This is a genomic window from Flavobacterium sp. EDS, from assembly GCF_020991525.1.
In the GTDB taxonomy this organism is placed as follows: domain Bacteria; phylum Bacteroidota; class Bacteroidia; order Flavobacteriales; family Flavobacteriaceae; genus Flavobacterium.
On sequence record NZ_JAJMOZ010000014.1, the window covers coordinates 39179 to 52208 of the forward strand.

Here is a 13030-nt window from a genome sequence, read left to right on the forward strand (position 1 = left end):
CAATATAATACTAACGTAAAAATACTATCTTTAGTTTTATTTCTTACACATTTGTAACAAAAATAATTCTGCATCGTCTTGATACTATAAGCGAACCTAAAATTTATCATTTTTATGAATCAAATCGTTTTCATCCAGTTGGTAAATCCTTTTAAAGACAAAGTATTTCGTCTGGCGAAACGATTACTAACAAGTACTGAAGAGGCTGAAGATGCTTCGCAGGAAATATTAGTAAAGCTATGGAACAAAAAAGAGACTTTAAATACCTACAATAATGTTGAAGCTCTAGCAATGACAATGACCAAAAATTATTGTTTGGATCAATTAAAATCAAAACGGGCTAGCAATATCACTCTTGTACATACGAATTACAAAGACAAGGAGCCAGAATTAGATCAAAAAATTGAAGATAACAATAGTTTAGAATGGGTAGAAAAAATAATGAATCAATTACCAGAACAGCAACAAATTTTAATTCAGTTGCGGGATGTCGAACAATATGAGTTTGATGAAATTGCCAAAATAGTTAATATGAACGAAACTGCTATACGCGTAGCACTTTCAAGAGCTAGAAAAAAAATAAGAGAATCTATGCTTAATACACATCAATATGGAATCAGATAAAATAGAAATAATATTAGAAAAATACTTTCAGGGAGAAAGTACTATTGCCGAAGAAAATGAACTAAAAAAATACTTTTCTTCTTCAGATGTTGCGCAGCATTTGGAACAATACAAACCAATTTTTGGTTATTTCTCTCAAGTAAAAGAACAACGTTTAACGCAAGAAATTCCACTACAAACTAAGAAACGTAATGTGGCGTGGTTATCAATTGCTGCTTCGGCTGTCCTTTTACTAGGAATAGGTTCTTATTTTTACCTCAACAACACAAATAACACAACCCCTGTTGTTGCAAAATCAGATTTAGGAACTTATGACTCTCCAGAAGAAGCTTTAGCTGCAACGCAAAAAGCACTCGCTATGGTCTCTCACAATGTTAATACTGGTATAGAAAGTGTCCAGTACATTAAAGAATACGAACAATCAAAAAACTTAATTTTTAAACAAAATAAAATCCGATAAAATGAAATCAATAATTCACGAAAACAGAAAAAATAACAGAAGTAGTTTTGGTAAAAATTTCATACTAACATTAGTATTCATATTAGTTAGCCATGCTTTTTACGCACAAGGAGCTTTTGACAAATACGATGGCCAAGACGATGTAACATCTGTAATTGTAAACAAAAAAATGTTTGATTTAATGAGCAAGGTAAAAGTTGATACTTCTGATAAAGAAACACAGCAATACTTAAGCCTTATAAAAAAATTAGACAATCTAAAAGTTTTTACAACACAAAGCGCCAAAGTTGAAGCCGACATGAAACTCACTACAGATAAATACATAAAATCGGCAGGATTAGAAGAATTAATGCGAGTAAATGATAGTGGAAGAAATGTAAAAATTTATGTAAAATCTGGATCAAGTGCTACTCAAATAAAAGAGTTGTTCATGTTTATCGATTCAGGTAAAAATGAAGATACCGTTTTACTATCACTAACAGGGAACTTTGATTTAAATGAAATCTCAGTACTTACTGATAAAATGAAACTACCTGGAGGATCTGATTTAAAAAAAGCATCTAAAGGAAAAAAATAACATGAAACAGATAGCCACTATTTTCACCTTTTTAGGATTATTACTTTTAACAAGTTGTAATTCTGACCCATCATTGCAAAAATATTTTGTAGAAAACACAGAAAATAAAAATTTCATCGCATTAGATGTTTCTCCAAATATACTTAATATAGAGAAAACAAAACTATCTACAGAACAAAACGAAGCATTAAAATCTTTTGACAAAATGAATATTCTAGCCTTTAAACGAAATGATAAAAATCAGGCTGAATATGAAGCAGAAAGAACCAAAGTAAATACTATTTTGAAGAATCCGAAATACCAGCAATTAATGAAATTTGGTTCTGGAAAAGATGGTGCTTCAGTAAGCTATGTTGGAACTGACGAAAATATTGAAGAATTTGTAATCTACGCCAACAGAAACGAAAATGGGTTTGCTTTAGTTCGCGTTTTAGGAAAAAACATGAACCCAAACAATATCATGACATTAATGACCGTTCTTAAAGAATCTAATATAGATATGGAACAACTTAAACCGTTACAACAACTGATTAAATAATATTCTTACTTTAAAACAAAAAAGCCTCATTTCATGAGGCTTTTTTTATATTTATGATTTGAGATTATTTACTCAAATACATTTTTCTTCTTGAGTACAATTCGTAAAACTGATCATCTTTTAAGTCATCGATGAACAAGATACTTTCTCCTGTTGATTTCATCTCTGGCCCTAATGCTTTATTTACATTATGGAATTTACTAAAAGAGAATACTGGTTGTTTAATTGCAAATCCTTTTAATTGTGGATTAAATTTAAAATCAGTTACTTTATTATGACCCAACATCACTTTTGTAGCGTAATTTACATAAGGCTCTCCGTATGCTTTTGCTATAAATGGTACTGTTCTAGATGCTCTAGGATTCGCTTCAATAATATAAACGGTATCGTCTTTTATAGCAAACTGAATATTAATTAAACCAACCGTTTTTAAAGCTCTGGCAATTTTTACAGTATGATCTTTTATTTGCTGCATCACGAACTCTCCTAAGTTAAAAGGAGGCAATGTCGCATTACTATCTCCAGAGTGAACTCCGCAAGGCTCGATATGCTCCATTATTCCAATGATATAAACATTACCATCAGCATCACAAATTGCATCAGCCTCAGCCTCGATTGCTCCAGCAAGGTAATGATCCAAAAGTAATTTGTTTCCAGGAATTGTTTTCAATAAATTGATAACATGCTCTTCAAGCTCTTTTTTATTGATTACAATTTTCATTCCCTGACCTCCTAATACATAAGAAGGACGAATCAATAATGGAAAATCAAGCGTATCTGCTAAAGTTGAAGCTTCATCAGCCGTTTCAGCGATTCCAAATTGCGGGAAAGGAATATGTAATTCAGTCAATAATTCTGAAAAACGCCCTCTATCTTCAGCTAAATCTAAGGCATCAAAACTTGTCCCTATAATTTTTACACCGTATTTAGATAATTTTTCAGCTAGCTTCAAAGCGGTTTGCCCACCAAGCTGTACAATTACTCCTTCTGGTTTTTCATGTTGAATGATATCATAAATATGTTCCCAGAAAACTGGCTCAAAATACAATTTATCAGCAGTATCAAAATCTGTTGAAACCGTTTCAGGATTACAGTTAATCATGATTGTTTCATAACCACATTCTTTAGCGGCTAATACACCGTGAACACAAGAATAATCAAATTCAATTCCCTGTCCGATACGGTTTGGTCCTGAACCTAAAACAATTATTTTCTTTTTATCAGTAACAATACTTTCATTATCTACGTAACGCTCACCATTTGCTTTCTCAATTTGTGCTTCAAAAGTAGAATAGTAATAAGGAGTCTTTGCTTTAAATTCGGCTGCACAAGTATCTACCAATTTAAACACACGGTTAATATCCATTGCCATTCTTAAAGCGTGAACTTCACTCTCCAAGCAATTTACCATATGAGCAATTTGTCTGTCGGCAAAACCTTTTTGTTTCGCTTCAAGCAAAAGGTCTTTCGGCAAAGTAGCTACCTTATAATTAGAGATTTCTTTCTCAAGTGTATAAAGTTCCTCATATTGTTTCAAGAACCACATATCAATTTTTGTAATTTCATGAATACGGCTCAATGGAATCCCCATTGCAATTGCATCATAAATTACAAAAACACGATCCCAACTTGCAAAAGTTAGTTTCTCTATAATTTGTTCGTAATTTTTATATCCTTTTCCATCAGCACCTAAACCATTTCTTTTAATCTCTAATGATTGGGTTGCTTTATGTAAAGCTTCTTGAAATGAACGTCCGATACCCATAACCTCACCTACAGATTTCATCTGAAGTCCAAGCGTTCTGTCAGCCCCTTCAAATTTATCAAAGTTCCAACGTGGGATTTTCACAATTACATAGTCAAGAGTTGGTTCAAAAAGAGCCGAAGTCGATTTTGTAATTTGATTTTGTAATTCATCAAGATTATATCCTAATGCCAATTTAGAAGCTATTTTAGCAATTGGATATCCAGTTGCTTTTGATGCTAATGCTGACGAACGAGATACACGTGGGTTAATTTCAATCGCAACAATATCTTCTTTTTCATCTGGTGAAACTGCAAATTGCACATTACAACCTCCAGCGAAATTTCCGATACTACGCATCATTAAGATTGCATAATCACGTAATCTTTGAAATGTTGTATCAGATAATGTCATTGCTGGTGCAACTGTAATCGAATCTCCAGTATGGATTCCCATTGGATCCATATTTTCGATAGAACAAATGATAACTACATTATCATTTTTATCTCTTAAAAGTTCTAATTCATATTCTTTCCATCCCATTAAAGCTTTATCAATTAAAACTTCATGTATTGGAGAAGCTTCCAATCCTCTAGTTAAGAGTTCGTCAAAATCTTCTTTTTTATAAACTACCGCTGCTCCAGTTCCTCCAAGCGTAAATGAAGGACGAATAACTAATGGAAAACCAAATTCCTGAGCAATTTCTTTTCCTTCTAAATATGAAGTAGCTGTTTTTGCAGGTGCTGTTGGTACATTAATTTTTTCAAGAAGTTGTTTAAACTGCTCTCTATCCTCGGTAATATTGATCGCATTTACATCAACACCGATTAATTTTACTCCAAAATCAGCCCAAATTCCTTTTTCATCAGCCTCCAAACATAAATTCAATGCAGTTTGTCCTCCCATTGTAGGCAGAACTGCATCAATTTGTGGATGTGCTTTTAAAATTTCAATAATCGATTTTGTAGTTAATGGCTTCAAATATATATGATCGGCCATACTTGGGTCGGTCATAATAGTCGCTGGATTTGAATTTATCAAGATAACTTCAATTCCTTCTTCACGGATAGAACGTGCTGATTGCGATCCTGCATAATCAAATTCGCAGGCTTGACCAATAACAATAGGTCCCGAACCTATTATTAAAACTGATTTTATTGATGTGTCTTTAGGCATTTTAATTGTATTGTGTAGTTATATTTCGGCTTAACGTTTAACTCTACTTGTTTAGAAATTAAAACATTACTTATTTTTTAATGACAAGGTATAAAAAAAGGCGATACTAAAAAAAGTAACGCCTTATTTATGTTTATAGAAACATTATTTTTTGTGTCTAGGTTCGCTAGAAACAGTTAATTTATGTCTTCCTTTAGCTCTTCTACGTGCCAGAACTTTTCTTCCATTCGCAGAAGCCATTCTGTCCATAAATCCGTGCTTATTTCTTCTTTTTCTTTTCGATGGTTGAAACGTTCTTTTACTCATTGCTTTGTATCTTTAAATATGGTGTCTAATATCTTCTTTTTGGTTTTGGAATTGTCTTCCCGTAAAACCGAGTGCAAATATACAAAGACTTTTTTTTCTGGCAAGTAGTTTTATAAAAATATTTTTAATTCATTTTACTATCTTTGCAATCACAAAAATACACCTATTATGTTTCACAGAAATATTAAACTTATTTTAGCCGGACTATTAGTAGTTGCTGGCATTTGGCAATTTACAGAAAGTAATATTGGAAACGGAATCTTCCTCATATTACTGGCTGGAATCCCTATTTTCCTTTATTTTAAAAATGAATTCATCTTATTAGCCTTCTTAAAACTAAGAAAACAAGATTTTGAAGGTGCTAAAAAATGGCTAGCACACATCAAAAACCCTGAAACTGCTTTGGTAAGAAAACAACAAGGATACTTTAACTACCTACAGGGTATTATGGTTTCTCAAACTAACATCAATCAAGCTGAAAAATATTTCAAAAAAGCAATTGAACTCGGTCTATCTATGGATATGGATTTAGCTGTAGCCAAATTAAACCTTGCTGGGGTTGCCATGTCACGCCGAAGAAAGCTTGAAGCTACAAACTTATTGAACGAAGCTAAGAAGCTTGACAAACAAGGAATGCTAAAAGAACAAATTACTATGATGAAAGATCAAATGAAAAAAATATAGTTTTCATGTTTACCTTTTACAAAAAAACCATCCGCAAAAACGGATGGTTTTTTTTATATGTTAAAATAAGTCAATAAGAAAACTCAACTATAGCCAAAAAATCTACTCTAAAATGATTTTCGGTAAGTTTTCGTTTAGCCATTTATACTTATTCAAAATCATAATATGCGTTCCTCCTTTTACCACTTTACAATTGGTTATATATTTTATAGGGAAAACCTCATCTTGATCTCCATGAATATGAATTACACTTTCATCAATTTTAGTTCTATCCCAAAGAATTACTTGTTCAACCGCCCAGTCTAGATAGCGAATATCACGCACAGACAAAAATTTCTCATACAACTTCAATCGTTTATTTATCTTTTCACCAAAAGAAAACTTAGCCAGACTTTCTACATTCAAGATTAATCGCATGGGGATTAACTTATATGCTTTGGTCGTTTTTGCAATTTTCATTCTTCTAGGAAACTCTATGTTACTTTTTACACTAGAAATAATGATCACTCTTCTAGCAACTATATGCTTTGCCATTTCCTGAACTAGTATACCTCCAAATGACACTCCTATCAAAACTGGATTTTGATGTTTTATACTTTGAGTTATCCTTTTAGCATAATCAGGTAAGGATTCGCCATCAAGTGGTATTTCCCATTCTAACAAATGAATTTCAAAAACATCTTCAGGCAATGCAATCCTCTCGAAAATAGTTGTACTTGCCGCAAGACCAGGCATAAAATAAACAGGAACTTTACTCATAATCACATCTCAAATATTAATAACATCAAAAAAAGTATTATTGATATAAAATTATTGTTTTTTAACGAGTTCAACTCTGTTTTTATAATAATATTATCCCTTAAAATCATAGCAAACCCGCGTGTTCACAACAGTTTTAAAAATGTAAAATATTTCCCATCCTTAAAATCTTTTGTTATTGAATATCAAATGATTATATTTGTAGTAGAAATGATTTGTTTCTAACAATATATTATAAGAAGTCTGTCCGACCTTTTTACAAAGTTCATTTCTTCTATTTTTTTTTAAATACCACATAAAAAACAAGTAATATGGAACCCATTTCAGTAATGGAAATCAAAGACAATGCCTTTGCAAGACAATTTGAAATCTCAACACCTACAGGATTAGTAACAATCGAATATTCTTTTCAAGAAAAAAAGATATTTCTAACAAAAGTCAACACTCCCGACTCATTTGATGATCAAGAGCTTTTCTACAACATGCTTAAAAGTATAATGGAAATCTCCATTGAACGAAAATTAAAAGTAGTCCCTATTCATCCTAAAATTGCCACTTTCTTTAAGAAAAACCCAATTTACAAAGAACTACTTCCACCTGGTATCCGAATTTAGTAATACCCAATTATATTCATCCATAGTCCTCCTATTACCATATAAATAAGTAATAGGACAAGACCTGTTACAAGACCTTTTACCCACCAGCTCTTTAAATCAACATAACCACTACCAAAAAATACAGGAGCTGGTCCATGACCGTAATGGGTTAATGTACCATAAAGCGAACCTACAAACCCAAGCATAAAAGCCAAAAGTAATCCCGGAACACCTAAAGAAACACCAACTCCTAGCAACGCGGCATACATTGCCGCTACATGAGCTGTTGCGCTTGCAAAAAGATAATGACTAAAAAAGTACACCAAAATTATAATAGGAAAAGCCATTTGCCAGCTTAATCCCCCTATTTGCACTTTTACCAAATCACTAAACCATCCAATGAAACCTAATTCATTGAGCGAACTCGCCATCATTACCAAAACTGAAAACCATATAATAGTATCCCAAGCTCCCTTCTCAGATTTCACATCTTCCCAAGTTAACACTGAAGTTAATAACAAAATTACCAACCCAATAAAAGCTGTTGTCGTTGCATCGATAGAGAACAAATCTCCTGTCATCCAAAGAAACAACAAGATAAAAAACGTCAACAACATCAACCATTCATTTCTAGAGATTGGCCCCATGTCTTTTAGCTTTTGCTTCGCAATTGCCGGAGCATCTGCTGTCGATTTTAATTCAGGCGGATAAATTTTATATAATACTAAAGGAATTACAAAAAAAGCGACTAATCCCGGTACAATTGCAGCAAGCGCCCAAGACATCCAAGTTATTTTAATCCCTAAATTTAATGCAAACTTTTGACACATCGGATTACTTGCCGTTCCAGTTAAAAACATTGAGGATGAAATAAGATTCATATTGTAACTATTCAATGTTAAGAACGAGCCTAACTTTTTGTGTGTTTCTGGTTTATCTGGCTCTGAACCAAAACTTATCGCCATCGATTTCATAATAGGATAAATAATTCCTCCTCCCCTAGCCGTATTACTAGGAACAGCAGGAGCTAGACATAAATCAGCAAGTCCTAATCCATAAGCTAATCCCAGAGAACTTTTCCCAAATATCCTTATAAAAATAAAAGCAATCCTATTACCTAAACCTGTCTTAATAAAACCACGTGCTATAAAAAACGATATCCCAATTAACCAAATAACTTTATCCCCAAAACCTCTTAAGGCAAGTGTTATTGATTTCCCAGCATCATCAGGAGCCAACACCTGTGAAAATGCAGTTACCGCTATTGCAAGCATACACATAGTTCCCATAGGGGCTGCTTTTAAAATAATTCCAAGAATAGTTGCCACAAAAATTGCAAACAAATGCCAAGCTTCTACTTTCACCCCCTCAGGAGCAGGAATAACCCAAAGACCAATAGCAACTACAAGTGTTATTAATGTTTGCGGAATTTTTACTTCTTTCATAATACAGAAATTAAGTTATACTAAAGTCTAGTTTGAAATTGAACAATAAATAAATTTTCATTATACATCGATGTATCAGGTATATTCTTGTCATATCTATCAATTTGAAATCCTAACCCAATTCTTCCTGTATATGCCTTTCCAAATTCAAGACTCATCATTGGCACATATGTTTGACGGACATTTGATTTTAATCTGAAATTGGTATCAAAAGACTCATAACGGCATGAAAACTCTAAAGAACTCAATTTTTTATAATCTATGCGATATCTCAAATTAGGCATAATATAATAGCCTCGCATCTGATAATCATCTGCATTTAATGTCCTACCATCTACAGGTAATGAAAAATACAAATTATGATTCGTTCCTTGTTTATACTCAACTTGCATATCAAAAGTAAGCGCATCAGTAATTTTAAAATCACTGGTAATATCTACACCTAAAGCAAAAACATCCTGATCGAATACTTTTCCTATTCCACCATTTAATCCCAAATTAATTTTATACAGTTTAGAAAGTCCAAAAACCCATCTTGTAGAATATTGCTTTCCACTATCTTTATCTTTTTCCTGATTCCGTCCTGTCCCGTTTAAAATAGAAATAGCATAACTCACAGGAAAAACACCAACATCGAAAGAACCTGTCGCAGAAGCTCCAATCTGAAAACTAGTCCATCCGTTTTTTCCAAATTCATAATATTGATTTGAAAAGTCAAAAGATTTAATAACATCAACAGGAACAAGCTCTTCTATACCAAAGGCAGGGCGAAATTGACCTCCAGTTACTGCAAAGTATTTACTAAAAGTATATTTGGCATAAGCGTTCTCTAGAACTTTATTTTTAGGATCAGATTTAAAATCAGCAAGGTTTACTAGAATCACTACTTCTGTTTGCTCACTCAATTTTGTATTGAGTCCAACACGCATTCTTTTCACATCAAATGAAGTTTGAGTGGCTTCACCAGCCGAATTATGAACTCCTAGAACATCTACATTATCTGAAAGCGCTCCTAAAAATCGAGCCTGAAAGAGCCCTTTGAACTTAAATTGCGGATAATTAGCAACTTCCTCCGAATTTGTTGTAGCCTGATTCACATCAATTTGAGCATTAATAAAACAAGGCATCATTAAGATAGCGAATACGATTTTAATTAGCGGAAGTTTCCCCATAAGTATATTAAATAAATTTTTAGACTAGCAATTAGTCGATATCAAAAATGATTCTCAGTATGTATTCTTACCTTCTATTGGCTCCTCCATTTACTGGTCTTTGCGTTGCTGGTCTTGGTGTGACAGGTCTGACTGCTGGGCTTGTTACTGGTTGCAATGGTCTGACAGCAGGTCGTGTTGATGGATTAGTTGGAGTAACGGGACGTGTCGCTGGTCTCGTTACTGGCTGCACTGGTCTAACAGCTGGGCGTGTTGATGGATTAGTTGGAGCAACTGGGCGTGTCGTTGGCCTTGTTGTCCCAGTTCCCGGCCTAGTCGATGGATTAACCGGTCTAGTTGTATTTCCAGGTCTAGTTGTATTTCCGGGTCTAGTCGTAGGAGTCGTAGGACGCGTCCCAGGTCTTGTCGTATTACCTGGCCTAGAGGGCCTTGTAGAAGTAACCGGTTCTGGTCTTCTATAATCTCTCCCATTATAAGTCGAATTATAACGTCCATTAGTTCTATTAGTTCTAACAACTACTGATGTATTTCTTCTACTAGCATAATTATTATAATATCTAGGATATCTTATAACAGCTGTTCTTCGGTAATAAGGACTTCTGTAATAATGCCCATGATATCCCCAATAATCATGATAATAAACTGGACGCCAAGGACGCCAGTACGGAGGATAATATCCCCAATGCCATGGAGATCTATATACTACATACACAGGGGAAAATAAAAATAAAACCACAGGCCATGCACTTACACTAGTACTCACATAACTTGGATTAGTTGTTGTATTGTAATTATTGATTGTATTATTATTTACAATTACAGTAGCATCTCCTTTGTATCCTGGATTAGGTGTTCCTGCAATTGTATCTGAAGGCTCTACAATATAATTTTTACCATATAAATCTTCATCTCCTATGGCCTGAACATGCACCTTGTTTTTTTTATCTTTAGTAACCTCGATAACAGCAACATCTTGTGTTTCTTTGCTATTTACAGCAACCTGAAGTACAATTACATGGGTATTACCTTCCTTATGACCTTCTACCTCAATATAATCGATTTCTCCATCGTTATTTAAGTCTAAATTATTAACTTTATTATCTGGATCATTTAATGCTCTTTCGAAATCTTCTAATGTTTTTGATTTTTGAAAAACATCTAATACAGCAAATAAATTAAGATTATCCCCAGGTAAACCCAAAGCAACTGGCTCATCATTTGTTTGAGAAAATATAGGAAGACTAAACAAACTAGTCAACATAATAGCTAAAAATAATACATTTTTTTTCATGTTAATAAGTAGTTAATTTATAAATATGCATACTAAAGGTATAAAAAAACAAATAAAGTTTGGCACCATCGTAAAACTTTCTATTTTCTTAATAAAACTATCAAAAAAAAATTAACTCTGCCCTGTATTTACCTCTTATAAAAAAGGATTGTAAGACTAATATTCTTAACTTTGCTTATATCCACATTTTAAACACGCTCATTTTTTCCGTAGCACCTTACAAAATCTGTCACGTTTTACCATATCATAGAAATAAAAATACAATGAGAAAACTTTCACCTATTTTCTTCTTCTTTCTTTCCGTAACTTACGGATATGCTCAAATTGAAGTCTCACCAACTTTAGAAGGAGCTATTCATAAAGCTATAGAAAAAAGCACTTCTTTAAAAAACAAAGATTTAGATATTGAAAAATTAAACCTTCAAGAGAAAGGAGTTTGGAACAAATACATTCCTACTGTCGAAGCAAGTGCGTTATACACTTATTTCGACAATAAACTAACTGTAGATCTTCCAACAGCTACTATCCCTATTGTAAACTATCCTTTATTTGATGGGAAAACAGCTTTTAAAAATTATGGAAACATTTTTAACGGAAGTGTAATGGCAAAAACAGTTTTGTTTAGTGGTATGCAAATTCCAAACGGAGCCAAGGCAATACACGAAAAAACCAAAGGAACTGTATTTCTAAAAGAGTCAGAGAAAGATGGAATCATAAAAGATGTCATTAACACATTTGATCAATTAGAGTTGTTAAAAGAAATTGACAAACTTATAAAAGAAAGCGAAAAACGATTAGACACTGAAACTAAGCGTGTCACAAAAGCAATAGAACAAGGTTTAGCAATTCCTTACGATAGAGACAAAATCAAGCTAGCTTCACTTGAATTAGCGTCTAAAAAAATTGAACTAGACGGCAAACGAAAATTAATTTATAAAAAAATTCAATACTTAACAGGGTATACGATTCCCGAAATAGAGAATGTGAAATACGACTTGGTTCCTTATTTAATTACAGATCAAAAATTAAATACTCAAAACAAGCAAGAAATAAAAGCTTTAGAATCTTTTAAAACTGCTTATGAATATTTGTTAAAAAAAGAGAAAGGTACTTATTTACCAACTTTAGGAGCATTTGGAGGTGTTTCGTATTCAAGTCTATTTAATGCCAATGCCACAACACCAATAGTTACTGGAATAAACCAAGCCCTCTACCTGGGATTAAACGAAGCAACTATAAGCAACAACTGGGTTGTAGGCGCAGCAATGAAATGGGAAGTTTTCTCAGGTTTTGAAAGAAAACACAAAGTACACGAAGCCAAAATCAACATCGAACAGATGCAAAACCAAATTGATGATACTAAAGAAAAATTAGAATTACTACTTGAAAAAAACTTAGTTGACTATAGCGTCCTAACTCAAAAAATTGACATTACTCAACAACAAGAAAAAGTAGCTGATAATAATTTAAATCTTGCAATAAAACAATACAAAGAAGGCCTTATCAATATATCGGAACGCCTTGAAGCCGAGAACGATTCTTATAAAGCATCTGTAAACAAAACAACTACTTTAATCGAACAACGATTATCTGCTATCGAAACAATAATTGCTACTGGCGATTTATCAAAAAAACTATCTAAATAAAAGTTCTATTTT

At 33.0% G+C, this 13030-nt stretch carries 13 protein-coding genes; 7 read left to right on the forward strand and 6 right to left on the reverse strand.

Features of this window, described 5'->3' with window-relative positions:
• Window positions 1-114 precede the first annotated feature (114 nt).
• Genes LPB87_RS17150 through LPB87_RS17165 form a run of 4 tightly spaced genes read left to right on the forward strand, consistent with a single transcriptional unit; the run spans window position 115 to window position 2199 of the window.
• Window positions 115-624: a sigma-70 family RNA polymerase sigma factor gene (locus tag LPB87_RS17150; protein WP_230728671.1), complete on the forward strand. Its 510-nt coding sequence runs from the start codon at window positions 115-117 to the stop codon at window positions 622-624.
• Window positions 611-1084, forward strand: a complete 474-nt coding sequence (locus tag LPB87_RS17155) for a hypothetical protein (protein WP_230728672.1) — start codon at window positions 611-613, stop codon at window positions 1082-1084. Before LPB87_RS17150 ends, LPB87_RS17155 begins: the two co-directional genes overlap by 14 nt.
• Window position 1085: 1 nt before the next feature.
• On the forward strand, window positions 1086-1661 hold the full coding sequence (locus tag LPB87_RS17160; protein ID WP_230728673.1) for a DUF4252 domain-containing protein: 576 nt from the start codon (window positions 1086-1088) through the stop codon (window positions 1659-1661).
• A gap of 1 nt (window position 1662) precedes the next feature.
• Entirely contained in the window at window positions 1663-2199 is a 537-nt protein-coding gene (locus LPB87_RS17165; protein ID WP_230728674.1) for a DUF4252 domain-containing protein, read from the forward strand.
• 64 nt (window positions 2200-2263) lie between these two features.
• Here LPB87_RS17165 and carB read toward each other — a convergent pair whose 3' ends face one another.
• Both carB and rpmH read right to left on the reverse strand, forming a co-directional pair.
• Window positions 2264-5119 carry a carbamoyl-phosphate synthase large subunit gene (gene carB / locus LPB87_RS17170; RefSeq protein WP_230728675.1) on the reverse strand — a complete coding sequence of 952 codons (2856 nt, stop codon included), beginning with the start codon at window positions 5117-5119 and terminating at the stop codon, window positions 2264-2266.
• A gap of 144 nt (window positions 5120-5263) precedes the next feature.
• Window positions 5264-5425, reverse strand: a complete 162-nt coding sequence (gene rpmH / locus LPB87_RS17175; RefSeq protein ID WP_008464848.1) for a 50S ribosomal protein L34 — start codon at window positions 5423-5425, stop codon at window positions 5264-5266.
• A 168-nt stretch (window positions 5426-5593) separates the two neighbouring features.
• Here rpmH and LPB87_RS17180 point away from each other — a divergent pair, with 168 nt between their 5' ends.
• Complete coding sequence (locus LPB87_RS17180) at window positions 5594-6109, forward strand: DUF2892 domain-containing protein (protein WP_129539571.1); 516 nt, start codon at window positions 5594-5596, stop codon at window positions 6107-6109.
• 102 nt (window positions 6110-6211) lie between these two features.
• Here the strand turns inward: LPB87_RS17180 and LPB87_RS17185 are convergent, their stop codons facing one another.
• The gene (locus tag LPB87_RS17185; protein WP_230728676.1) at window positions 6212-6868 is read right to left on the reverse strand and encodes an alpha/beta hydrolase; all 657 of its coding nucleotides are present in this window, start codon (window positions 6866-6868) and stop codon (window positions 6212-6214) included.
• Window positions 6869-7179: 311 nt separating this feature from the next.
• On the opposite strand from LPB87_RS17185, the gene LPB87_RS17190 reads away from it, so the two are divergent.
• Window positions 7180-7482, forward strand: coding sequence for an N-acetyltransferase (locus tag LPB87_RS17190; RefSeq protein WP_230728677.1), 303 nt, complete (start codon window positions 7180-7182; stop codon window positions 7480-7482).
• On the opposite strand, the gene LPB87_RS17195 is transcribed toward LPB87_RS17190, so the two are convergent.
• From LPB87_RS17195 to LPB87_RS17205, 3 genes are all read right to left on the reverse strand, one after another.
• Window positions 7479-8909, reverse strand: coding sequence for an anion permease (locus LPB87_RS17195; protein ID WP_230728678.1), 1431 nt, complete (start codon window positions 8907-8909; stop codon window positions 7479-7481). The genes LPB87_RS17190 and LPB87_RS17195 overlap by 4 nt on opposite strands.
• A gap of 20 nt (window positions 8910-8929) precedes the next feature.
• The gene (locus LPB87_RS17200; protein ID WP_230728679.1) at window positions 8930-10081 is read right to left on the reverse strand and encodes a porin; all 1152 of its coding nucleotides are present in this window, start codon (window positions 10079-10081) and stop codon (window positions 8930-8932) included.
• Between the two features lie 67 nt (window positions 10082-10148).
• Window positions 10149-11372: a hypothetical protein gene (locus tag LPB87_RS17205; RefSeq protein WP_230728680.1), complete on the reverse strand. Its 1224-nt coding sequence runs from the start codon at window positions 11370-11372 to the stop codon at window positions 10149-10151.
• Window positions 11373-11635: 263 nt separating this feature from the next.
• On the opposite strand from LPB87_RS17205, the gene LPB87_RS17210 reads away from it, so the two are divergent.
• On the forward strand, window positions 11636-13018 hold the full coding sequence (locus tag LPB87_RS17210) for a TolC family protein (protein ID WP_230728681.1): 1383 nt from the start codon (window positions 11636-11638) through the stop codon (window positions 13016-13018).
• Window positions 13019-13030: the final 12 nt, after the last annotated feature.